The organism is Kitasatospora sp. NPDC101447 (assembly GCF_044767225.1).
Taxonomy (GTDB): domain Bacteria; phylum Actinomycetota; class Actinomycetes; order Streptomycetales; family Streptomycetaceae; genus Kitasatospora.
This window is the reverse complement of sequence record NZ_JBIWNL010000006.1, coordinates 170553-194572: the sequence shown is the minus strand read 5'-3', so window position 1 is coordinate 194572 and position 24020 is coordinate 170553. Positions and strand designations below refer to the sequence as shown.

The window sequence follows — 24020 nt, the reverse complement described above, 5'->3', positions numbered from 1 at the left end:
AACCATGCCCGCCGCCGAGACCCACCCTGGCGACACCCAGACCGGCGACACCCAGACCGGCGACACCCAGCCCGGAGACACCGTCGACACCGGGACCGTCGAGACCCTGGCCGCCGATGTCCCGTTGCTCGCCGCCCAGGCCGCCATCTGGTACGCCCAGGAGCTCGACCCCGCCAGCCCGGTCTACAACACCGGCGACGCCGTCGAGATCGTCGGGCCGTTGGACGAGGACCGGTTCGAACGGGCCCTGCGGCAGGCGGTGGAGGAGGCGGAGGCGCTGAGCGCCGTCGTCGTCACCGGCCCCGACGGCACACCCCGTCAGCGTCTGCAGCCCGGCCGCCACTGGCCGCTGCACCGGCTCGACCTGCGCGTCGCCGTCACCCCCGCCGAGGTCGTCACCCCCGAGGTCGTCACCCCCGAGGTCGTCACCCCCGCCGAGGCCGCCGAGGCCTGGATGCGCGCCGACCTCGCCCGCCCCGTCGACCTCGCCGAGGGCCCGCTGTTCGCCCACGCGCTCATCCGCCTCGCCGACGACCGGCGCCTCTGGTACCGGCGGATCCACCACCTCGCCGTCGACGCCTACGCGTTGACCCTCCTCGGCGACCGGGTCGCCGAGCTGTACCGCGCCGCCGGTGCCGACGCCGCCGAGCCTGTCGGTGCCGCCGCCGGTGCCGAGCCTGTCGGTGCCGCCGCCGGTGCCGAGCGCGCCGGTGCCGACGCCGCCGAGCCCGCCGGTGCCGAGCCCGCCCCGAGCCCGTTCGCGCGCCTCTCCGAGGCCGCCGCCGAGGAGGCCGCCTACCGCGCCGGCGAGGACTACCGGGCCGACCGCGCCTACTGGACCGCCCGGATGGCCGACGCCGACACCCCGCCGACCCTCCCCAGCACCCTCCCCAACGCTCTCCCCAGCACCCCCGCCCGCGACCCCCGCCCGGCCCCGCTGCGCCACACCGCCGACCTCCCCGCCGGCACCCGGGACCGCCTGGAGCGCGCCGCCGGCGCCGTCCGCGCCACCTGGGCCGAGCTGCTGCTCGCCGCCACCGCCGGCTACCTGCACCGCCTCTCCGGCAGCCGCGACGTCGTCCTCGGCCTGCCGCTCGCCAACCGCCGCGGCCCGGCCGCCCTGCGCACCCCCGTCGCCACCGCCAACGTGCTGCCGCTGCGCCTCGCCGTCCGCCCCGCCGACAGCGCCGAGGCCCTGCTGCGCCGGGTGGTCCGCGAACTGCGCGCCGTCCGCCGCCACCAGCGCTACCCGCTGGAGGACCTGCGCCGCGACCTCGGCCGCACCGCCGACGGCCGCGCCCTGTTCGGCCCGATGGTCAACATCAAGGCCTTCGAGGGCGACCTCGACCTGGCGGGTCTGCCCGGCACCGTCCGCAACCTCGCCGCCGGCCCCGTGGACGACCTCGCCCTGAACGTCTCGCCAGGCCCGGACGGCGCGCTGCGCCTGGTCATCGACGCCGACCCGGCCCGCCACGGCGCCGCCTCCGTCGCCGCCCACCGCGACGGCCTGCTGCGCTACCTCGACGCCCTCGCCGACCTGCTGCTCACCGCCCCGCAGACCCCGATCGCCCGGATCGACCTGCTCGACGCGGACGCCCTGGGCCGGGCCACCGCGGGCCGGACCGAACCCCCGGCCGAGTCGACGGTGCCCGAGCTGTTCGCCGCCCGTGCCGCCCGCACCCCGGAGGCCGTCGCCGTCCGCAGCGGCGCGGACGCCCTGACGTACCGGCAGCTCGACATCGCGGCCAACCGGCTGGCCCACCGCCTGGCCGCGCTCGGTGTTCGGGGCGGCGCGCCGGTCGCGATCGCCCTGCCGCGCGGCGCGGACACGCTCGTCGCGATGCTCGCCGTCCTCAAGGCCGGCGGTGCCTGCGTGTCCCTCGACCTCGCCCACCCGCGGCAGCGGCTCGCCGCCGTGCTGGCCGACGCCCGTCCGGTCTGCGCGGTCGGCACCGCCGAGGCCCTCGCCGCGCTCGACCTGCCCGCCGACCTGCCCACGGTCCGCCCGGGGGAGGCGGACGGCGAGCCGGACGACGCCCCGCCGGCACCCCGGCCGGCCGACCCGGCCTACGTGCTGCACACCTCGGGCTCCACCGGCCGCCCCAAGGGCGTGGTGATCACCCACGCCTCACTGGCCAACCTGCACGCCGGCCTCGGCGAGGACCACATCGCCCCCGCGCTGCGCCGCACCGGCCGCGAGCGCCTGCGCGTCGCCCACAGCGCCTCGTTCGCCTTCGACGCCTCCTGGGACCCGGTGCTCTGGATGGTCCACGGCCACGAGCTCCACGTGCTGGACGACGCCACCTACCGCGACCCGGCCGCCCTCGCCGCCCACCTCGACCGCGAGCGCATCGACTACCTCGACCTCACCCCCTCCTACCTCGAAGTCCTCATCGCCGAAGGGATCCTGGACGAGGGCCGGCACCGCCCGTCCGTCCTGGTGGTCGGCGGCGAGGCCACCCCGCCGGCCCTCTGGCAGCGCCTGACCGCCGTCCCCGGCCTGCACCCCGTCGACCTCTACGGCCCGACCGAGACCACCGTCGACGCCTACGCCTGGACCCCCGGCCCGGACGGCGCCCCGGTCGGCCGGGTGGTGCGCGGCTCCCGCGCCTACGTCCTGGACGGCTCGCTGCGCCCCGTGCCCGACGGTGTCACCGGCGAACTGTACGTCGCCGGCGCCTGCTTGGCCCTCGGCTACCTCGGCCGCCCCGACCTCACCGCCGAACGCTTCCTCGCCGACCCCTTCGGCCCGCCCGGCAGCCGGATGTACCGCACGGGCGACCTCGCCCGCCGCCGCTCAGGGGGGTCCCCCCGGCCGGAGGCCGGGGGAAGCACCCTGGAGTTCCTCGGCCGCGCCGACGACCAGGTGAAGATCCGCGGCTTCCGCGTCGAGCCGGGCGAGATCGCCGCGGTCCTCGCCGAACTGCCCGGCGTCGCCCAGGCCGTGGTGATCGCCCGCCCCGGCCCGCAGGGCACGCGCCTGCTCGGCTACGCCGTCCCCGCCGTCGGCGGCGCCCCCGACCCGGCCGGACTGCGCGCCGCGCTGGCCGCCCGGCTGCCCGCGCACATGGTCCCGTCGGCCGTGCTGCTGCTGGACGAACTGCCGCGCACCGCCCACGACAAGCTCGACCACCGGGCCCTGCCCGAGCCGGCTGCGGAGACCGAGGGCACCGCCGCGGCCACACCGCAGGAGGAGCTGGTCTGCGGCCTGTTCGCCGACGTCCTCGACCTGCCGCGGGCGCCCGGCCGGGAGGCCTCCTTCTTCGACCTCGGCGGCCACTCGCTGCTCGCCGGCCGACTCGCCGCCCGGCTGCGCGAGACCTTCGCCACGCCGGTCGGATTCGCCGACGTGTTCCGCCACCCGACCCCGGCCGGCCTGGCCGCCCTGCTCACCGAGCGAACCGCCCAGGACGAGGCCGACACCGACGGGGCCGACACCGACGGGGCCACGTCGAACGAGGCCGCCACCGACGGGGCCGGCCGCGCCGTCGGCCGCCGCGGCGCCCCCCGACCGGGCCCCGCCCCCCGACCGGGCCCCGCCCTCGTGCCCGTTCCGCGCACCGAGCGGATGCCGCTCTCGCCCGCCCAGCGCGGACTCTGGTTCCTGCACCGGCTCGAAGGCCCCAGCCCCACCTACAACATCCCGCTCGTGCTCACCCTCACCGGCCCGCTCGACCGGCCCGCGCTCACCCGCGCCCTCGGCGACCTCGTCGCCCGGCACGAGGTCCTGCGCACCGTCTACGGCGAGGAGCCGGACAGCACGCCGTACCAGCGGATCCTGCCCGCCGCGCCCCTCGAACTGCACGACGGTTCGGGGGACTTGGCCGACGCCGTCCGGTACGCCTTCGACCTCGCCGCCGAACCGCCGTTGCGGGCCATGCTGTTCTCCGCCGGGCCGACCGAGCACACCCTGCTCCTGCTGCTCCACCACATCGCCGGCGACGGCGCCTCCACCACCCCGCTGATCCGCGACCTCGCCGCCGCCTACGCCGCCCGGCTCGCCGGAGACGAACCCGAACTACCGCCGCTTGCTGTCCAGTTCGCCGACCACGCGGCCTGGCAGCGGCAGCGCCTCGGCACCGCCGACGCGCCCAGCCCGCTCGCCGTCCGGCAGGCGGAGTACTGGCGCACCGCGCTCGCCGGCCTGCCCGACCAGCTGGAGCTGCCCGCCGACCGTCCCCGCCCGGCCGTCGCCGACCACCGCGGCGCCACCGTGCCGTTCGCCCTCGGCGCCGAGGCGCACGCCGCCCTCGCCGCCATGGCCCGGGCCGCCGACAGCACGGTCTTCATGGCCGTCCAGGCCGGGCTCGCCGCCCTGCTCACCCGGCACGGCTGCGGCACCGACATCCCCATCGGCACCCCGGTGGCCGGCCGCGAGGACGACGGAACCGCGGACCTGGTCGGCTACTTCGTCAACTCCGTGGTGCTGCGCACCCCGACGTCGGGCGAACCGACCTTCCGCGAGCTGCTGACCCGCGTGCGCGCCGCCGTCCTCGACGCCCACGAGCACGCCGACCTGCCCTTCGACCGCCTCGTCGAGGAGCTCAACCCGGCGCGCTCACTCGCCCGCCACCCGCTGTTCCAGGTGATGCTCGCCTGGCAGAGCCGCCCCGACGAGCCCATCGACCTGGGCGGCGGCCTCACCGCCGAGATCGCCGCCGTGCCCAGCGGCACCGCCAAGTTCGACCTCACCCTCAACGCCGGCGAACTGCCCGGTGGCGGCATCGGCGGCTTCCTGGAGTACCGCACCGACCTCTTCGACGCCGCCACCGTGGCCGCGCTCGGGGAGCGCCTGGCCCGGCTGCTCACCGCCGCCGCCACCGCGCCCGACACCCCGATCGGCGGGCTCCCGCTGATCAGTGAGGAGGAGCGGCTGCGCGCCCTGGTGGAGTGGAACACCGCCCCGGCGCCGGCGGCCCGGGCCGGCGCCGCTCCCGGCTCCACGCCCGGCGCCACCCTGCCCGAGCTGTTCGAAGCGGCGGCCGAGGCCAACCCGACGGCCATCGCCGTGAGTTACCAGGGGCACCGGCTCGACTACACCGAACTCGGCGCCCGCGCCGACCGGTTGGCCCGCCTGCTGGCCGCCCAGGGCATCGGCCCCGGCACCATCGTCGCCCTCGCCCTGCCGCGCTCGGTCGAACTCGTCGTCGCCCTGCTGGCGGTGACCAAGTCCGGTGCCGCCTACCTGCCGCTCGACCCCGACTACCCGGCCGACCGGCTCGCCTACATGCTGGCCGACGCCACCCCCGCCGCCCTGCTCACCGACCGTGCCACCGCGCCCCGGCTGCCCGCCCACGAGGTGCCGCAGATCCTCGTCGACGGACCGGAGGCCGAGCGGTACCCCGCCGTCCCGCTGGGCCGGCACGAGCGCACCCGCCCGCTGCGCGCCGACGACACCGCGTACGTCATCTACACCTCCGGTTCCACCGGCCGTCCCAAGGGCGTGCCCGTCACCCACCACAACGTCGTCCGGCTGTTCGGCGCCACCGACCACTGGTTCGGCTTCGGCGCCGAGGACGTCTGGACGCTGTTCCACTCCTACGCCTTCGACTTCTCCGTCTGGGAGCTGTGGGGCGCCCTGCTGCACGGCGGCCGGCTGGTCGTCGTCCCGCACCTGGTCAGCCGCGACCCGGCCGCCTTCCTCGACCTGCTCGCCCGCGAACGCGTCACCGTGCTCAACCAGACGCCGTCCGCGTTCTACCAGCTGAGCGCCGCCGACCGGGACCGCCCCGGCAGCGAACTCGCCCTGCGCTACGTGGTGTTCGGCGGTGAGGCGCTGGAGCTCGCCCGCCTGGACGACTGGTACTCCCGGCACGCCGAGGACGCGCCGACGCTGGTCAACATGTACGGCATCACCGAGACCACCGTGCACGTCTCCCACATCGCCCTCGACCGGGCGAGCGCCGCCGCCGGAAGCAGCACCATCGGCGTCAACATCCCCGACCTGCGCGTCTACGTCCTCGACGGGCACCTGCAGCCCGTCCCGCCCGGCGTCACCGGCGAGATGTACGTGGCCGGGGCGGGCCTCGCCCGCGGCTACCTCGGCCGCCCCGAGCTCACCGCCACCCGCTTCGTCGCCGACCCGTACGCCGAGCTCTTCGACGAGCGCGGCACCCGGATGTACCGCTCCGGGGACCTCGCCCGCCGCCGCGCCGACGGCGTCCTGGAGTACTTCGGCCGCGCCGACCAGCAGGTCAAGCTGCGCGGCTTCCGGATCGAACTCGGCGAGATCGAGGCGGTGCTGGCCGCCCACCCGGCCGTCGCCGACGCCGCCGTCGTGGTCCGTGAGGACACGCCGGGGGACAAGCGGCTGGTCGCCTACGCGGTGGCCGGCGGCGAGGCGGACGGCGCTCCGCAGCCGGAGGAGCTGCGTGCCCACGCCGCCGCCGAACTGCCCGTCCACATGGTGCCGTCCGCCGTCGTCCTGCTCGACCGCCTGCCGTTGACCGCCAACGGCAAGCTCGACCGCCGCGCCCTGCCCGCCCCCGAGGCGCCGTCCGCGGGCGCCGGCCGGCCGCCGCGCACCCTGCGCGAGCAGCAGCTGTGCGAACTCTTCGCCGAGGTGCTGGGCGTGGCCGCGGTCGGCGTCGAGGACGACTTCTTCGCCCTCGGCGGGCACTCCCTGCTGGTGGTGCGCCTCGCCGGGCGGATCCGCGAGGTGCTCGGGCTGGAGGTCGGCATCGGCACGCTCTTCCAGGCCCCCACACCGGCCGCTCTCGACGCCTCGCTCGCGGCCGGCGCCGAGTCGACCGACGCGCTGGACGTCCTGCTCCCGCTGCGGCTCGCCGCCCCCGGACGGCAGCGCCCGCTGTTCGCCGTCCACCCGGCCGGCGGCCTCAGCTGGTGCTACACCGGCCTGATCCGCCACCTGCCCGGCGACGTCCCGATCTACGGCCTCCAGGCCCAGGGCGTCGGCGCCGCCACCGCCGCCGAACCGCTGCCCGGCACGATGGAGGAGCTCGCCGCGCACTACGTCGACCGGCTGCGCGAGGTCCAGCCGGAGGGACCGTACCGACTGCTCGGCTGGTCCACCGGCGGGATCATCGCGCACGCCGTGGCGGTCCGGCTCCAGGAACTCGGCCAGGACGTCGAGCTGCTGGCCATCCTGGACGCCTACCCGGCCGAGGGCTTCCGCGAGCTGCCCGTGCCCGACCAGGCCGAGGCCCTCGAAGCACTGCTCACCATGGGCGGCTTCGGCCCCGCGGACCTCGACGGCCGGCCGCTCGAACTCGACGCCGTCACCGAGCTGTTGCGCCGCGAGGGCAGCCCGCTCGCCGGCCTCGACGACGCCACCGTGGCCGCGCTCAACCGGATCTACCTCAACACCAACCACCTGGTGCGCGGCTACGACCACCGGCGCTACGACGGCGACGTGCTGTTCTTCCGCGCCACCGTCGACACCATCGACGACGCCCTGGTGCCCGAGCTGTGGGCCCCGTACGTGACCGGCCGGATCGCCGACACCGACGTGGCCTGCTCCCACAAGGACATGACCCTGCCCGCCCCGATCGCGCACATCGCGAGCGTGATCGCCGACCACCTGGAGAAGACCTCCGATGAGTGACGCCCCCGTCAACCCCTTCGACGCCGAAGGCGAGTTCCTGGCGCTCGTCAACCCCGAGGGGCAGCACTCCCTCTGGCCCGCCTTCGCCGCCGTCCCGGCGGGCTGGGGCGTCGCCCACGGCCCGTGCGAGCGGGCCGCCGCCCTGGAGTGGATCACGGCGCACTGGACCGCCCTGTGACCCCTCCCGACGCCGCTCCCGGGGCCACGCCCGACGCCGCTCCCGGGGCCGCCGACGCCGCCGCCGAGGCCGCTCCCGGGGCACCCGGTGCCCGGGGCCCGGCGCGTCCCCTGCTCAGGGGGCGCGCCGCGGTGGTCGTCGTCTACACGGCCGCGATGTGCATGAACGGCCTGGACTCGACCATCGTCAACCCCGCGCTGTTCAGCATCGCCGAGGACTTCGGCCGCCCGGTCTCGGCGGCCAACGCCGTCGAGACCGCGTTCCTGGTCGGCCTCGCCCTCGGCCTGCCGGTGGCCGGCTGGCTCGGCGACCGGTACGGCGTGAAGCGGGTCTTCCTCGGCGCGCTCGCCGCCTTCACCCTCGCCTCCGCGCTGTGCGCCGCCGCCCCCGGGCTCGGCCCGCTGGCCGCCGCACGGGCGGTCCAGGGCGTGGCGGGCGGTCTGCTCACCCCGGTCGGGATGACCCTGCTGTTCCGGGCCTTCGCCCCGCACGAACGGGCGGGCCTCGGCCGGATCCTGATCGTCCCGACCGCGCTGATGCCCGCCCTCGGGCCGCCGCTCGGCGGCTTCCTCACCGAACACCTCTCCTGGCACTGGCTGTTCCTGGTCAACGTGCCGATCGGGGCCGCGGCCGTCGCGATCGGCCTGCTCGGCCTGTGGGGAGCCGAGGAACCCCCGGCCGGCCGTTTCGACACCACCGGTTTCCTGCTCGCCACCCCCGGTCTCGGCCTGCTCACCTACGCCCTCGGCTTCGGCCCGGCGCACGGCTGGTCCTCGCCGGGCGTCGCCGTCAGCGGGGTGACGGGCCTGGTCCTGCTCGGCGTTGCCGTGCGGCACCAACTCCGCACGGACGAACCGCTGGTGGACCTGCGGCTGCTCGCCGACCGGACCTTCGGGGCGGCGAGCTCACTGGCCCTGCTCACCTCGGCCGGGTTGATGGGCGCGCTCTTCACCCTGCCGCTGCTCTACCAGGCGGCCCTCGGCGCCTCCGCTCTCGACGCCGGGCTCAGCGTCTTCCCGGAGGCGATCGGCCTGATGGCCGCCTCCCAGGTGGTCGACCGCCTGCTGCCCCGCCTCGGGCCGCGCCGGCTCGCCCTGCCGGGGCTGCTGCTGGCCGCGGCGGTGCTGGCCGCACTCGGCTTCGCGGAGGACCCGTGGCTGGTCCGGGCCCTGATGTTCGGCGTCGGCCTGATCCTCGGCACCGCCGTCCTCACCGTCCAGATCGCCGGCTTCGCCGACGTCCCGCCGCCCGCGATGGGCCGGGCGATGGGCCTGTTCACCATCCTCCGCACCCTCGGCGGCGCCCTCGGCATCGGCGCCGCCGCCGCCCTCATCGGCGCCCTCCCCGCCGATTCCGGCACCACCCCCTACCGGCTCGCCCTCCTTCTGACGGCCCTGCTGGTCGCCGCCGGAGCCGTCCTCGCCGCGCGCCTCCCGGCCGAGGCCCCGGGCCCGCCCCCGGAGGACTGAGCGCCGCGTGGATCCCGCTCCGCGTGCTCCGGCTGCCGTACGGTGGCCGGAGCACCGGAGGAGAGCGCATGGATCCCGATCGCCACCACCTGCTCGAAGAGGCCCGCCGCGCCGTCCCGGACGGCTTCAAGGCCGAGCTGTCCGGCGACACCGTCGTCATCCAGGCGCCGCCGTCCCCGATCCACCAGCTCGACCTCGCGATCGTCCAGCGCCAGTTCGAGGCGCACTGCCCACCCGGCTACTTCCCGACCGGGAACAGCGACCTCTCCTCGCCCGAGGTCGGCTCCGTCCGGAACCCCGACCTCACCTACCTGCCCGAGGGCGTCATCGAGCTGGGCCGCGAGGTCCCCGCCGAACTGGCGCTGATCGCCGTCGAGGTGGTGTCGCCTTCGAGCCCCGAGAACGACTGGACCGGCAAGGTCCGCGACTACCCGCGGATGGGCTTCCCGCTCTACCTGATCGTGGACCCGCGGCAGAAGACCGTGACGTTGTTCTCCGAGCCGAATCGCGACCGCTACCACACCAGGACGGAACGGGAGTTCGGCGAGACCCTCCGCATCCCCGAGCCGTTCGCCTTCGAGCTGGACCTGTCCCGGCTCGTCCCGTACCGGGACTGACTTCACCCGCCGCTGCGCGGATCCGGCGGGCTCGCAGATCGACAGGGGCCCGGCCGCCGGGCGACCAGGGCCCCTCCGTGCTACGTCGCCGTCCCGGGCGGCGTGCCGTTCCCCAGCAGGTGCGCCAGCCCGTCCGCGAGTCCGCCGCGCCAACAGGCGTAGTCGTGACCGCCGTTGAACTCGCGGTAGGCGAGGTCGTAGCCGCGCGCCCACAGCACGTCCCGCAGGTGTCGGTTCTGGGTGAGCAGCATCCACTCCTGCAGCCCGACCTCGACGTAGAAGCGGGCCGCGCGGCGTTCCCCGGTGGCGAACTGCCGGGTCAGCCACTCGCTGCCCTCGTCGAACTCCGTCTCGTCCGGCCACCAGAAGGAGCCGGACTGGGAGAGTGCGTTGCCGAAGCGGTCCGGCCGGCGGTAGGCGGCGTAGGCGGCGGTGAGCCCGCCCGCGCTCTGGCCCGCGATCACGGTGCCGGCCGGGTCGGTGGTCGCGCCGAACTCCGTTGCGGCCCAGGGGAGGAGGCGGTCGGCGAGCAGGTCGACGAAGGCGGGGTTGCAGCTGAGGTCGGCGGGCCGTTCGGGGCCCATGGTGTGGACGAGCAGGGCCACGGTGGGCGGGATCGCGCCGGCGGCGGCCAGGTTGTCCAGCGTGTCGCCGACGGACAGCACCTCGCCCCACATCTCGCCGTCGAGCAGCACGACGACCGGGTGGGGGCCGTCCCCGTGCTCCGCCGGCAGGTGGACGTCCACCCGCCGCCCGGCGACGGTGTGCGGCACGGTGCGGCCGCGCGGCACGCCCTGGCGCCGCCGGACGTACGGCTGCGGCGGCGCGTCGGGCAGGCTGAGCACCGAGGCGGGGTGGCGGCCGTCGCGGGCGGGCAGCCGGGGTTCGGTGTCGTACGGGTCGGGGCGGGCGTGGTCGAGGACGCGCAGCCAGTCGGAGCGGGTCGTGCCGGGGGCGTCGCCGCGGAACGGGTAGAGCTGGTAGGAGGCCCGGTGGTCGGCGCGCAGCCGGTAGCTGATCGACCACGTTCCGTCGTCCCGGCGTGCCATCAGGTGCGGCGTGAGGTCGCCGTCGTGGCGGTCCTTGTCGGTCACGGTGTGCAGCAGCGCGAGGACGCCGTCGCACTCGTCGTCCCGGTGGGTGAAGGTGACCAGGCGGTGGGCGGGGTCGTGCGGGTCGGGTGCGACGAGGGGAGGGGTTTCCATGGTCGTGGTCTCCTGAAGAGGCTTGCGAAGAGGCTTACGCGGTGCGGCCGTTGCGGCCGAGCAGCACCCAGAGCAGGAAGGGGCCGCCGAGGACGGTGGTGACGATGCCGACGGGGATCTCGACCCCGCCGATCAGCACGCGTCCCAGGGTGTCCGCGAGGACGACGAGCAGGGCGCCGGTCAGCGCCGAGCCGAGGACGGGGACGCGGGCGGGCCCGGCCAGGCGTCCGGCGATCACCGGCGCGGCCAGTGCCACGAAGCCGACCGGTCCGCAGACGCCGACCGCCAGCCCGGCCAGTGCCACGGCCAGCAGCAGGCAGGTCAGCCGGACCCGGCCGGGGTCGACGCCGAGCGCGGAGGCGACGTTGTCGTCGAAGCGCAGCACCGCGAGCCGCCGGGCCGCCGCCAGGGCGAGCGGCACCAGCACCGCGAGCCCGATCAGGACGGGCGTGGCGATGGCGTAGTCCCGGCCGTTGAGGCTGCCGGAGGTCCAGACGTACAGCGAACCGGCGGAGTTGAGCGAGCGGCGGGCGAGCGCGACCTGGATCACCGCGGAGGCGAGCGCGGACATGGCGAGCCCGACGACCAGCACCCGGTAGCCGCGGGCGCCGAGCCCGCCGGAGACCAGGGTGACGACCAGGACGGCGGCGAGCGCGCCGAGCGGCCCGGCCCACCAGGCGCCGAAGGTGCCCGAGGCGGTGGCGGAGACCAGCACGGCGGCCGTGGCGCCGTCGTTGACGCCGAGGAGTTCGGGGGTGGCGAGGCGGTTGCGGGCGAGGGTCTGGGTGAGGCAGCCGGCCAGGCCGAGCGCGGCCCCGGCGGCGAGCCCGGCGACGATCCGGCCGAGCCGGAACTTCTGCACCAGCAGGACGTCGAGGCGGTCGCCGTAGCCGAACACGGCCTGGAAGGTGCGTCCGAGGTCGAGTTCGCTCTGCCCGGCGTGCGCGGAGACCACGACGGCGCCGAGCAGCGCCGCGGCGAGGCCGAGCGAGGCCGCCAGGGCCCGGCGGGGGATCAGCAGCGACCAACTGCCGTACCGCAGTGCCGTGTCCGGCTTCGGGGCGGGCGGTTCGGCGTGCCGTACGGGCGGGGCGGCGGCCTCGGCCGGGTCGGTCATGGCGAGGGCGGCGGAGCGCCGTGAGCGGACGATGGCGATCAGCGCCGGGGCGCCGACGAGGGCGACGATCACCGACACCGGTGCCTCGAAGGGCCGGGCCACCACCCGGGCCAGCACGTCGGCGCCGGTGAGCACGGCGGCGCCGAACAGGCCGGCCAGCAGCGTCAGTCGGCCGACCCGGGGCCCGGCGACGGCCCGGGCGAGGAATCCGGCGAGCAGTCCGAGGAAGGAGATCGGCCCGGCCAGGGCGACGGCCGAGGCGGTGAGCAGGGTGACGGCGGCGGCGACCGCCGCGCGGGTGGCGCCGGGCCGGTGGCCGAGGCCGCGGGCGAGGTCGTCGCCGAGGGCCAGCGCGGTGAGCGGCCGGGTGGTGAGCAGGGCGAGCAGGAAGCCGGCGCCGAGGACGGGGGCGAGCTGGCGCAGCGTGGTCCAGCCCTCCACCCCGGACAGCGAGCCGAGCACCCACACCCGGTAACGGTCGTACGCCTCGGGGGAGTTGACGATCAGCACACCGGTGAGGCCGCCGAAGGTCGCGCCGACCGCGGAGCCGCCCAGGACCAGCCGCATCGGCGATCCGCCGCCGCGACTGCCCGCGATCAGCAGCACCAGGGTGCTGGCGAGCACGGCGCCGCCGAAGGCGAAGGCGAGGTACCCGTAGGAGGTCTGCACGCCGAGCACGGCGATGCCGAGCACGACGCCGAGGGAGGCGCCGGCGTTGACGCCGAGCAGTCCGGTCTCGGCGAGCGGGTTGCGGGTGACGGACTGCAGTTGCGCCCCGGCGACGCCGAGCGCGGCGCCGACCAGCAGGGCGGTGACGGTGCGGGGGAGTCGCAGGTCGCCGACGACCAGGGCGAGTCGGCCGTCGGCGCGGGCCCCGTCGCGGTTCAGCAGGTAGTCCAGCACCCGTCCGGGGCCGACCTCGCCGGCGCCGATCGACAGGGACAGTGCGGCCAGCGCGAGCAGGAGCGCCAGCGCCCCGACGATGACCGGCCAGGCGGGGCGCCGGGGCTCGGCCCGGTCGGACCCGGGTCGGTCGGATCCGGACCGGCGGGGCCCGGACCGGTTCGGATCGGGCCGGTTCGGCTCGGACCGGTGCGGTTCGGAGCGTTGTGGCTCCCCCGTCGGCGACGTGTCCGGCGCGGCGGCGGGGGACGCTTCGTGGGCGCCCGCTTGCGACAATGTCATAAGGTAAGGCTAACCTAATGGCCGAGTCGCCCCGCAGGGCGCCCGGCAGGGCACCTCCGTCCTGTCGGGCTGCCCGCACGTCGCTCAACTCCCGTACCACCATTGCCCGGAGGCACCCATGCCGTTCACCCGTCGCCCGCTCAGCCCCGTCCGCCGCCGCGCGGCCCAGGCGCTGGCCGTCACCGGGGCGGCCGCCCTGCTGCTCACGGGCTGCGGCTCCTCGGGCACCTCCGGCTCCTCCTCAGCCGCCTCCTCCCCGGCGGCGGACGCCGCGGGCGGCGGCAGCGGTGGCAAGCGGACCGTCAAGGACGCCACCGGCAAGGCCGTCGAGGTCCCCGCCGAGCCCAAGCGGATCGTCACGCTCACCCAGGAGGACCTGGACGCGGTGCTCGCCCTCGGCGTCAAGCCGGCCGGCATCACCAACGGCCAGGGCCTCAACGAGCCGCCCGCGTACCTGAAGGACAAGGTCCAGGGCGTGCCGGTGGTCGGCAACCTGCTGCAGCCGGTGATGGACAAGGTGATCGCCGCCAAGCCCGACCTCATCCTGGCCGGTGACATGCAGGACGAGCAGGTGCTCAAGCAGCTGCGCGAGATCACCCCGGCCACGCTGGTCACCATGGCGCCCACCGACGACTGGAAGCTCGCCTTCCGGGGCATCGGCAACGCCGTCAACAAGCTCGACCAGGCCAACAAGGTGATCGGCGACTACGAGGCCAAGGCCGTCAAGGCCGGCGGGGAACTCACCCGGAACAAGGGCGCCGCCGTCTCCATCGTCCGCTGGAACCCCACCGGCCCGAGCTGGATGGAGAAGAAGCAGTTCGCGAGCGGCGTCGCGCTCGACATGGGCCTCACCCGCCCGGCCGCGCAGGACAAGGACGGCAACGCGCACAGCCCGGCGCTCAGCCTGGAGAAGCTCTCCGAGATCGACGGCGACTGGCTGTTCCTGTCCACCCTCACCGACGACGGCAAGTCCGCGCTCAAGGACGTCCAGTCCAAGCCCGCCTACCAGGAACTGAACGCCGTGAAGAACAACCACGTCGTGACGGTGGACGGCTCGGTCTGGTCCACCCGGGGCGGCCCGCTCGCCGCCGACGCCGTCATCGGCGACATCGGCAAGGCGCTCGCCGGCAACTGAGCGCGCACCGGACCGGGGAGTCACCATGGAGGGGAAACAGGGGAGTTGACGCTGTGGAGTTGACGATCGAGGGGCTCACCGCCGGCTACGGCCCGGGCCGCCCCGTGCTCGGCGGGGTCGACCTCACCGTCCCGGCCGGGAAGGTGGTGGCGGTGGTCGGGCCGAACGGCTGCGGCAAGTCCACCCTGCTGCGGGCCGTCGCCCGGCTGCACCGCCCGGACGGCGGGCGGGTCCTGGTCGGCGGCGAGGACGTCTGGCGGCTGCGGCCGCGGCAGGCCGCCCACCGGATCGCCCTGCTGCCGCAGAGCCCGCAGGCGCCGGAGGCGGTCACCGTCGCCGGGCTCGTCCGCTACGGCCGCCACCCGCACCAGGGCCTGTTCCGCCAGTGGTCGGCGGACGACGAACGGCTCACCGCCGAGGCCCTGCGCGCCACCGGCGTCGAGGACCTCGCCGAGCGCCGCCTCGACCGCCTCTCGGGTGGCCAGCGCCAGCGCTGCTGGCTCGCCATGGTGCTCGCCCAGGACACCCCGGTCGTCCTGCTCGACGAGCCGACCAGCGCGCTCGACCTCGGGCACGCGGTCGAGGTGCTGGAACTCGTGCGCCAGGTCGCCGCGGGCGGCCGGACCGTGGTCATGGTGCTGCACGACCTCGCGGGGGCGGCCCGCTACGCGGACCTGCTGGTCGCCCTGCGGGACGGCGCGGTGGTGGCCTGCGGGCCGCCGCGCGAGGTGGTGGACGCGCCGCTGGTGCGGGCGCTCTACGACATCGACAGCCACGTCCTCACGGCGCCGGGCGACGGCGCGCCGGTCATCGTGCCCCGGGCGCCGGCGGTCTGAAGGCGGGCCAGGGGGCGGGGTGGTGGTCCGAGGGCGGGCCAGGCGGTGGGGGTGGTGGTCCGAGGGCGGGCCAGGCGGTGGGGGTGGTGGTCCGAGGGCGGGCCAGGCGGTGGGGCAGCGGGGCAAGGCTGGGCGGATGTGGTGTGCTGGGCATCCCGTCCGCCGAGAGGTCCCCGGTGCGCTGTCGTCGTCTCGCCGTCCTGCTGCTGGGCGCACTGCTCCTGCCCGCCGCCTGCTCCTCCGCTCCCGTCCGCGGCTCCGCCTCCTCCGCCACCGCTTCCGCCCCGGCGTCCGCCGGGCCGGTGGTGCGGGCCACCCTCGCGGAGGGCTTGGCCGTCCCCTGGGGCGTGGCCGTGTTGCCCGACGGGGACCTGCTGGTCTCGGAACGGGACACCGCGCGGATCGTGCGGGTCGCCGCGACCGGCGGCACGACGAGCGAGGAGGGTGTCGTACCCGGCATCACGGCCGGCGGGGAGGGCGGGCTGCTCGGCCTCGCCCTCTCCCCGTCCTTCGCCGACGACCACCTGGTCTACGCCTACCTCAGCACCGCCGAGGACAACCGCGTCGTGCGCATCGGCTACCACCCGGAGCGGCCCGCCGGCTCCCGACTCGAAGCACCGGTCGACGTGTTGAGCGGAATCCCGCACGGGCCCCGGCACAACGGCGGCCGGATCGCCTTCGGCCCGGACGGCATGCTCTACGTCACCACCGGTGACAGCAGTGACCCCGAACTCGCCCAGGACAAGGGCTCGCTCGGCGGAAAGATCCTCCGGCTCACCCCCGACGGCGCCCCCGCCCCGGGCAACCCCTTTCCGGGGTCGCCGGTCTACTCCTACGGCCACCGCAACGTGCAGGGTCTCGCCTGGGACGGCGAAGGGCGGCTCTGGGCCAGCGAGTTCGGCGAGGACACCTGGGACGAACTCAACCTGATCCGGCCCGGCGGCAACTACGGCTGGCCCACCGTCGAGGGGTCCGGCCACCGCCCCGGATTCCTCGACCCCGTCGCCCAGTGGCACCCCGCCGACGCTTCCCCGAGCGGGCTCGCGTACGCCGGCGGCGCCCTGTGGATGGCCGCCCTGCGCGGCACCCGGCTCTGGTACGTCCCGATCGCGGGTGACCACCTGGCAGGCAGCCCGCAGTCCTACCTCGACGGCGCATACGGGCGGCTGCGCACGGTCGTCACCGACCGGGACGGCACGCTGCTGCTCGCCACCGGCAACACCGACGGCCGCGGCGACCCGCGCCCGGGTGACGACCGCATCCTGCGGCTCGGCGTGCCTGGGTCCTGAGTCGTGCCTGGGTCGCGAGCCGTGCCTGCATCCTGAGCCGTGCCTGCATCCTGAGCCGTGCCTGCATCCTGAGCCGTGCCTGCATCCTGAGCCGTGCCTGGGTCCTTAGTCGTGCTTGCGTCCCGGGCCGTGCCGGAGTCGGGATCCGAGCGAGTTCGTTCACTCGTTCGAGGGGTTTGAGCCCCGCCGGCCATCGACCACCCGCCCCCGCCCGTCGCGTTGTCAGTGGGCCTCGCTACGTTCCTCGCATCGCTGGTCAGCAGGCGATCTCGACGTGGTTCCCGGGTGCTTCCCGGGTGGGAGGAGTACGGCCGTGGCATGGGTGGAGACGGGCGCGGGAGGGTACCGCGTCGCGCTCGACGGGGAGGGCAGGGTGGTGTGCCGCAACGCTGCGGGCCGCGACCTCAAGTCCGTTCCGTCGAAGCTCGGTGACGACCCGGTGGTCACCCAGCTCAGGCAGCTCGCCGAGTGGCTGTCCGCGCACGAGCGGAGCTGCCAGGAGGACGTCGAGCGCTGGATGGTGCGCTCGCTGCCGGTGCCCGCCGCGGTGATCACCGCGGTGTGGCCGGACGAGGCCTGGCAGGCCGTGCTGCGCGACCTGGTGGTCACCGGCGCGGACGGCTCGGTCGCCGGCTTCCTGCGCGGCGCGGACGCCGAGCGCGGCCTCGGTCTGGTCGACCTGGACGGCGACACCGTCCGCCTCACCGACGGCGAGGTCCTGATACCCCACCCGGTCCTCCTCGAAGACCTCGACGAGCTGCGCGAGTTCGCCGTCGAACTCGGCGTCTCCCAGCGCGTCCAGCAGCTCTACCGCGAGGTCTGGCACCGGCCGGCGGAGCTGCCGCGCGGCACCGACGTCACCACCTACGCCGGCGGCCGCTACCGCGAGCTGCGCGAGCTGGTCGGCCGCTGCAACCGGCTCGGCTGCCGGGTCCGCGGCGGCTCCGCCGTCCAGTCGATCACCGAGGGCGGGCGCACCGTCGAGGCCCGGGTGTGGGTCGGCGACTACTACGACTACGACGAGTGCGAGACCGGAGCACTCACCTGGGCGGGCGCCGACGGCCGGGCCCTGCCGCTCACCGAGGTCGGACCGGTCGCCTGGTCCGAGGGCATGCGGATGGCCGCCGCCCTGTACGCCGGCCGCACGCTCGAAGGGGAGGACGCCGCATGACCGCCACCGGCTCGCACACCGACGCCACCACCACCACGGCCACGCCCGCCACGCCGGAGGCCCTGCTCGACGCCGGCGCCGTGCTGCCGGCCGGCACCCTGGCCGACGCCGGCCGCCCCGACAGCGCCGCCGACGTGCTCACCGCCCGCAGCTACACCCACCCCGCGCTCGACGGCCGCCGGATTGTCCGACTGGTCCCCGGCGCGCTCGGCGGGGCCGAGGACCTCGCCCTCGACTTCCTCGGCCTGGCGCCCGACGCCGAGCCCGCCGAGGTCGGCCAGGTCCGCCAGGAGGCGCTCGGCTTCCCCGCCTGGGCGCTGGTCCACGACCCGGCCAACGGCCACCACGCGCTCGCCCTGGTCAAGGAGGTGGAGCGGCTGGCCCGCCAGGCCGCCTCCAAGCCCGGCGCCGCCAAGGACGGCTTCGACGCGCTCGCCACCCGCCTCGGCCGCGCCGTCCCGCACTTCCTGCCCACCTTCTGCGAGGAGGTCGGCCGGATCTTCCTGGACCACGGCAACCAGACCTACGCCGCCGCCTGGTTCGGCAAGGCCCGCGAGGCCGAGCGCACCCACGGCCTGACGGTGGACGAGGAGCGGCTGCGCGCCGTCTTCCTGGAGTTCGCCCTGGCCGGCGCGCTCACCGTCAAGTCGCTGCGCCAGTACGTCAAGGAGCTCGCCCAGCGGCTCGACCCGGCGACCGCCTGGCAGCGCTTCCGCCAGCTGTGCACCGAGCGCTCCGCGGCCGGCATGGCCCCGTACGCCGGGGTCGCCGAGGACGCCCGCGCGCTGGTCCGGGCCGCCGGACTGGACCGCGTCGAGCACGAACAGGCGCTGCTCGCCGAGCTGCTGGACTCCCCGGCGGTCAACCGGGCGCCCGCCGCGTTCTGGAAGTCCTGGCACGGCGCGTTGGTCGAGCTGGGCACGCGCGACGCCGAGGTCCGCACCCGCCTGCTGGAGCTGCTGCCCGACCCGGCCGCCTCCGGCTCCGACCCCGCCCCGCACGACACCGCCTGGCTGGCGGTCCTCGCCGAGACCGGCGCCGAGAACCTGCTCACCGGCCCCCGCGCCGAGGGCGCCGAGCCCGCCGCCGCCTGGCTCCGGCGCTGGTGCGACCACCTCGGCCGCGGCTGGCGCAGCCGGCCCAGCTGCCCCGCCACCCTCGCCCTGGCCGGCCGGATGGTCGAGCGGCTGCGCGCCGACGCCGTCCCGGTCGACCTCTTCACCGGCATCCGCGCCAGCCACACCCGACTCGACCTGCTGGAGCTCCTGCTCGCAGAAGGCATCCCCGTCGCCGACCCGCCGGCCGGCCTCGGCTTCGACCTGCGGGACTGGGTCGGCCAGTGCGGCCCCGACAGCGCCGGCCTCGACGCCGTCGCCGCCGACGCCCGCTTCCGGCCGCTGCTGCGCCGCGCCACGCCGCCCGCCTGGGAGACGGCCGTCGAGCGCCAGGTGTCCGTCCGGCCGCTGCTCGACGAGCTGTTCGCGGAGTGGGCCGAGGCCCGCGCCGAGGAGGTCGCCGCCGCCCGCGGTCTGGCCGGCGCCGCCGACCTGGTCCGCTCGCTGAGCCAGCACCGCACCGCCATCCGCACGGTCGCCCCGGCCGTCGCCGAGAAGATCGCCGCACTCGACGTCAGCGGCCTGCTCGCCCGGGCCCTCGGAGCCGGCATCCTGGACGAACTCGGCTGGCCCGCCCTGGAGGACGCGCTCGCCAAGCTCGCCGACCCGCCCGCCGCCGACGCCCCGCCGACCACCGCCCCCGGCCTGCGCACCAAGGGCCTGACCGGCCTGATCGTCGAGGACGCCTGGCCGTACCTGATCCTCGCCCGCCTGGACCGCGCCGTCGTGGTCGGCCCCGAGGGCATCCTGCTGGACCACACCCTGCGCCTGCCCAAGCTGACGGAGAACTGGAACCGGCCCCGGCTGCGCCTGGTCGACGGCGAACTCCTGGTCGCCTGGTACCAGGACGGCAAGCAGACGGCCTACTGGTCCGGCCGCCCGGACCACACCTTCGAGCTCGAAGGCCGCACCATCGCCGGCTACCACTACGGCGAGCGGTTCCCCGAGGAGCCGTCCCTGCCGCTGCCCGGCGGCGGCCGCACCACCGGCGAGCGCCCGCTGCACCCCGGCGACACCCGGATGCCGAACGAACACCCCGTCCTCGGCGACGGCACCGGCTACTGGACGCTGCGCCACGGCACCGACGGCCCGGTCCTGCGCGAACTCGACCCGGTCACCGGCACCCTGGGCCGCGCCGCCGAGCCGCCCGTGATCGCCGCCACCGCCGCGGCCGGCCGGCTCGTCGAGGGCCGCACCCGCCTGCTGCCGCTGCGGCCCGGCCTGGAGCGGACCCCGCTCGGCACCGACGGCACCGTGCTCGGCAGCTGGGTGCGCGCCGAGCCCGGGCGCGCCGTCACCACCTTCACCGCCGACGGGCAGCGCATCGTCCTGCCGCTGGAGGGACGGCACCAGCCGGACACCGTCCCGGTCGGCCGGCTCGCCCTGCCCGGCGAGGGCCGCCCGGTGGTCAGCCGCCCCGGCGGCGAGCACCTGTCCCTCAACCTGCCCGACCTCGCCGACCGCGGCGACCGCACCGCCGACCTGCGCCCCTGCCGGTCGGGCGAGCTCTCCGCGGCCGGCACCGCCCTCGTCCCGCCGTACGACCACTGGCACGCCCTGCGGCCGCGGGACGAGGCCGGATCCCGTGCGCTGCGCGGCGTGACCACCGAGCAGGCCGCCCGGCTGATCGACCTCGCCTGGCCCGTCGACGCCGAGCCCGTCCCGGAGGACGAGCAGCGCTGGCTGACCGTCCAGGGCGTGCGGCGCCCGCTCGCCCAGCGCGGTGAGGCCCGCAACAGCCTGCCCGTCGAGGCGGTCGGCGCCACCCTGCCCGGCATCGCCGACCCGCTGCTGCGCGCCGGCGTCGCCGGATTCGCCCGCGCCGCCGCCGACCTGCTGGACCGCATCGCCCGCTTCCTCCCGCAGCCGGAGGCCGAGCGCCCCAGCAAGGCGGAGGCCGCCCAGTGGCGGCCCGAGCACGGCCGGGACGACGAGCTGCGCGACGCCGTCCGCAACGTCCTGCCCGAGATCGGCGGCTTCGGCAACAGCTGGGGCACCTCCGACCGATGCTGGGTGCTCAACAACCTGCGCACCGTCAGCGCCGTCCTCGCCGCCCCGCCCGCCGCGACCGGCGAGGGTTGGAGCAGCCCGGCGAGCGTCGCCCTGCACGGCGGCGACGCCAACCACGGCTGGCTGCACCTGCTCGGCCGGGTCGACGTCCTGGCCCACGCGGTGGCCGCGCCGCTCACCCAGCAGGCCCACCGCTCCACGCTGGTCCTGCTGCTCGGCGAACTCACCAAGGGGCCGCTCGCCGACCGCGGCACCACCCTGCGCGAGATCGTCCTCGGCGAGCCGGCGGACAGCGCCGCCGCCGACCGGCCGGTCACTCACCGCCAGGGCGAGGTGCTGCGCCACGGCGAGCGCACCGTCGTCATCCTCGGCCACCGGCGCCAGTTCAACGACGGCACGGTGCACTGGCTCGCCGTCGACCACGACCCGAGCGGGGAGTTCGGCCCCGTCGCGCACTTCACCACCGTCGAGGAGCGCGGCACCGAGGAGCGGGTCACCGCCGCCTGGATCGCCACGTTCTGGCGGGTCGCCGCCCTGCACGGCAGCGTCCCGTGGGACGCGGCCCGCGCCGCCGCCTTCTCCGAACTCACCGGCATCGGCACCACCCGCGCCACCCTGCTGCTCAGCCCGCCCCCCGGCCTGCTGCACTGGGGCAACGCCGAGCTGCCCGAGGAGTACGGCGCCAAGCCCGCCGCGGTCCGGGCCGCCCAGCGCTGGCTGCGCGGACACGACCACGCCGGCGTCGCCGACGTCTGGAGCGCCCTGCTGCCCGACGACCCGAAGACGCTGTGGACCGACGGCCCCGACCTCGCGGCCGGCGCCGAGGCCTGGATCCGTCGCTTCGGACGGCTCGTCACCCTCCCCGAGGAGGCCCACGCCACCGTCCAGGGCGTGTCCATCGACACCGTCGAGGCGGTGCTCAACCCCTCCCACACCCCGTGGCTGACCCGCACCACCGCCTTCCGGATCCACAAGGACGCCCAGGGCACGCCCCGGTTGGTCGCCGACGACGTCACGGCGCTGCCCGACTCCGGCGCGCTGGACCAGACCATCGACGCCATCCGCTGGCTCGCCTACCACCTGCCCGCGGACAGCCCGCTGCGCGCCCTGCTGCCCCGGGCCGCCACCGCGCTGCGCGAGCGCCTGGCCGACCCGGAGCTGCTGCTCGACTTCGACCTCCTCGGCACCACGAAGAACACTCCGCTGGCCCCCGTGCTGCGCACCCACTTCGGCCTGCCCGCCGAGGGCGGCGCGGACCCGGACGGCGTGGTCCGCTGCGGCCCGGCGCTGGTCTTCACCCCGAACCACGAGGCGTACGAGCGGGTCTGGCTGCGACCGGCCGCCCTCACCGGCCCGGACGACCCGCTGCTCGACCTGCTCGACGGGCTCGCCGTCAGCTACTGGTTCAGCAGCGAGCGGGCCGCCATCTCCTCCGTCCTGCGCGGCGAGCCGGAGCGACTGGCCGCCTCGGCCGCCGCGACGGCCGACGGCGACAGCAGCGGCGGTGCCGGCGGCGGCGACGGCCCGGCCTGGCTGCAGGACCCGCAGCTGTCCGCCCCCGAGCTGGTCACCGAGGTGTCCCGCACCCACGGCCTCGGCGAGGACGCCGCCGCGCTCTACCTCCAACTGCTCGCCCTGCCCGACCCCACCGACCGCAACGTCGCCCGCTGGACGGGCTGGAAGCCCGCCCGGCTGAAGCGGGCCCGCGCCGAACTCGCCGCCACCGCCCTGGTGCTGGAGGCCAAGCGCTCCCGGGCCGGCCGCAGCCTCTTCCTGCCCGGCGGCTGGCAGGAGGCCAAATCCCCGGCCCTGCCGGCCGAGACCTGGAAGGCCGCCCTGTACGGGCTGCCCACCCACCGGCCCGTACTGGTGCCCCTGCCCGTCCCCGAACTGTTCGCCCGGGCCTGGCAGCGCACCCTCGACGGCGACGCCCCCGGTTACGAAGAGCTCCAGACCAGCAAGCGCAGGAAGGCACGCCGATGAGCACCACCACCGTCCCCGCCCCCGCGGAGCGGCAGATCGTCCCGCCCGAGGAGAAGTACGCCGCCGAACTGGAGTTCCTCGCCGCGCACGACAGCGGCCCGCGCCCGCCCGGCTGGCGGCTCACCCCGCGCGCCGTCGTCACCTTCGTGATGGGCAGCGACGGCGAGAAGCTCAAGGCCGGGCGCAGGAGCCTGGCCGTCGAGCCCAAGTTCGTCGGCGAGCGCGCCCTGGTCGAGCGCTGCGTCGTCACCCTCGCCGGGGAGCGCGGCCTGCTGCTCGTCGGCGAGCCCGGCACCGCCAAGTCGATGCTCTCCGAACTGCTCGCCGCCGCCGTCTGCGGCACCAGCGCGCTCACCGTCCAGGGCACCGCCGGCACCACCGAGGACCAGCTCAAGTACGGCTGGAACTACGCCCTGCTGCTCGCCAAGGGCCCCAGCCGCGACGCCCTCGTCCCGTCCCCGGTGCTCACCGCGATGACCACCGGCGCGGTCGCCCGGGTCGAGGAGGTGACGCGCTGCTTGCCCGAGGTGCAGGACGCCCTGGTCTCCCTGCTCTCCGAGCGGCGCGTCGCCGTCCCCGAGCTTGCGGGCAGCCCGGACGGGCAGCTGCACGCCGCGGCCGGGTTCACCCTGATCGCCACCGCCAACCTGCGGGACAAGGGCGTCAGCGAGATGTCCGCGGCCCTCAAGCGGCGGTTCAACTTCGAGACGGTCGGCCCGATCGGCAGCCTCACCGCCGAGGTCGAGCTGGTCCGCCGCCAGTCCACCGTCGCCGTCACCCGGGCCGGCGCCGCCTACGCGGTGGACGACGCCGTCCTGGAAGCCCTGGTCACCGCCTTCCGTGACCTGCGCAGCGGCCGCTCCACCGAGGGCTGGGACGTCGAGCGCCCGTCCACCGTGATGAGCACCGCCGAGGCCGTCTCCGTCGCCACCGCGCTCGGCGTCACCGCCGCGTACCTGCCCGACGGCGGCGACCTCCTCGGCCGCCTCCCCGGCCAACTCCTCGGCGTGGTCCGCAAGGACGACCCGGCCGACGCGGCCCGCCTGCTCGGCTACTGGGACGGGCCGGTGCGGCGCCGCGCCGAGCAGGGCGCCGCCACCTGGCGCACCCTGTGGGACCTCCGTTCGGCACTGGAGGCCTGAGCCG

Annotated in this window: 12 protein-coding genes; 10 read left to right on the top strand and 2 right to left on the bottom strand. The window is 76.1% G+C overall.

All coding sequences use genetic code 11. The annotated features are described in order from the left end of the window. Positions 1 to 4: 4 nt before the first annotated feature. From ACIRST_RS11720 to ACIRST_RS11705, 4 genes are all read left to right on the top strand, one after another. Positions 5 to 7564 carry an amino acid adenylation domain-containing protein gene (locus ACIRST_RS11720; protein ID WP_402801898.1) on the top strand — a complete coding sequence of 2520 codons (7560 nt, stop codon included), beginning with the start codon at positions 5 to 7 and terminating at the stop codon, positions 7562 to 7564. Beyond that, the gene (locus tag ACIRST_RS11715) at positions 7557 to 7742 is read left to right on the top strand and encodes an MbtH family protein (RefSeq protein WP_402801896.1); all 186 of its coding nucleotides are present in this window, start codon (positions 7557 to 7559) and stop codon (positions 7740 to 7742) included. The genes ACIRST_RS11720 and ACIRST_RS11715 overlap by 8 nt, the downstream gene beginning before the upstream one ends. A gap of 110 nt (positions 7743 to 7852) precedes the next feature. After that, positions 7853 to 9211 (top strand): DHA2 family efflux MFS transporter permease subunit, encoded by a 1359-nt coding sequence (locus ACIRST_RS11710; protein WP_402802175.1) that lies wholly within the window; start codon positions 7853 to 7855, stop codon positions 9209 to 9211. Positions 9212 to 9279: 68 nt separating this feature from the next. Then, a complete protein-coding gene (locus ACIRST_RS11705) occupies positions 9280 to 9828 on the top strand; it encodes a Uma2 family endonuclease (RefSeq protein ID WP_402801895.1) in 549 nt (182 codons plus the stop codon). An 80-nt stretch (positions 9829 to 9908) separates the two neighbouring features. On the opposite strand, the gene fes is transcribed toward ACIRST_RS11705, so the two are convergent. Together fes and fhuB are read right to left on the bottom strand one after the other, a co-directional pair. Next, entirely contained in the window at positions 9909 to 11033 is a 1125-nt protein-coding gene (gene fes / locus ACIRST_RS11700) for an enterochelin esterase (protein WP_402801894.1), read from the bottom strand. A 34-nt stretch (positions 11034 to 11067) separates the two neighbouring features. Further along, entirely contained in the window at positions 11068 to 13335 is a 2268-nt protein-coding gene (gene fhuB, locus ACIRST_RS11695) for a Fe(3+)-hydroxamate ABC transporter permease FhuB (RefSeq protein WP_402801893.1), read from the bottom strand. Positions 13336 to 13453: 118 nt separating this feature from the next. Between fhuB and ACIRST_RS11690 the strand changes: the two genes are divergently transcribed. The 6 genes from ACIRST_RS11690 to ACIRST_RS11665 all read left to right on the top strand — a co-directional run bounded on the left by ACIRST_RS11690 (position 13454) and on the right by ACIRST_RS11665 (position 24016). After that, complete coding sequence (locus tag ACIRST_RS11690; RefSeq protein WP_402801891.1) at positions 13454 to 14470, top strand: ABC transporter substrate-binding protein; 1017 nt, start codon at positions 13454 to 13456, stop codon at positions 14468 to 14470. A 53-nt stretch (positions 14471 to 14523) separates the two neighbouring features. Beyond that, complete coding sequence (locus tag ACIRST_RS11685; protein WP_402801889.1) at positions 14524 to 15306, top strand: ABC transporter ATP-binding protein; 783 nt, start codon at positions 14524 to 14526, stop codon at positions 15304 to 15306. A 176-nt stretch (positions 15307 to 15482) separates the two neighbouring features. Then, positions 15483 to 16595 (top strand): PQQ-dependent sugar dehydrogenase, encoded by a 1113-nt coding sequence (locus tag ACIRST_RS11680; protein WP_402801887.1) that lies wholly within the window; start codon positions 15483 to 15485, stop codon positions 16593 to 16595. 313 nt (positions 16596 to 16908) lie between these two features. Beyond that, complete coding sequence (locus tag ACIRST_RS11675; protein WP_402801886.1) at positions 16909 to 17766, top strand: DUF4132 domain-containing protein; 858 nt, start codon at positions 16909 to 16911, stop codon at positions 17764 to 17766. Then, positions 17763 to 22874, top strand: coding sequence for a hypothetical protein (locus ACIRST_RS11670; RefSeq protein WP_402801885.1), 5112 nt, complete (start codon positions 17763 to 17765; stop codon positions 22872 to 22874). Before ACIRST_RS11675 ends, ACIRST_RS11670 begins: the two co-directional genes overlap by 4 nt. Further along, positions 22871 to 24016, top strand: a complete 1146-nt coding sequence (locus ACIRST_RS11665) for an AAA family ATPase (protein ID WP_402801884.1) — start codon at positions 22871 to 22873, stop codon at positions 24014 to 24016. Before ACIRST_RS11670 ends, ACIRST_RS11665 begins: the two co-directional genes overlap by 4 nt. Positions 24017 to 24020 lie beyond the last annotated feature (4 nt).

Bases quoted from the DNA above. Each gene is read 5' to 3' on its own strand.
- ACIRST_RS11720 (WP_402801898.1), top strand. From the start codon at position 5: ATGCCCGCCGCCGAGACCCACCCTGGCGACACCCAGACCGGCGACACC.
- ACIRST_RS11715 (WP_402801896.1), top strand. From the start codon at position 7,557: ATGAGTGACGCCCCCGTCAACCCCTTCGACGCCGAAGGCGAGTTCCTG.
- ACIRST_RS11705 (WP_402801895.1), top strand. From the start codon at position 9,280: ATGGATCCCGATCGCCACCACCTGCTCGAAGAGGCCCGCCGCGCCGTC.
- fes (WP_402801894.1), bottom strand. From the start codon at position 11,033: ATGGAAACCCCTCCCCTCGTCGCACCCGACCCGCACGACCCCGCCCAC.
- fhuB (WP_402801893.1), bottom strand. From the start codon at position 13,335: ATGACATTGTCGCAAGCGGGCGCCCACGAAGCGTCCCCCGCCGCCGCG.
- ACIRST_RS11690 (WP_402801891.1), top strand. From the start codon at position 13,454: ATGCCGTTCACCCGTCGCCCGCTCAGCCCCGTCCGCCGCCGCGCGGCC.
- ACIRST_RS11670 (WP_402801885.1), top strand. From the start codon at position 17,763: ATGACCGCCACCGGCTCGCACACCGACGCCACCACCACCACGGCCACG.
- ACIRST_RS11665 (WP_402801884.1), top strand. From the start codon at position 22,871: ATGAGCACCACCACCGTCCCCGCCCCCGCGGAGCGGCAGATCGTCCCG.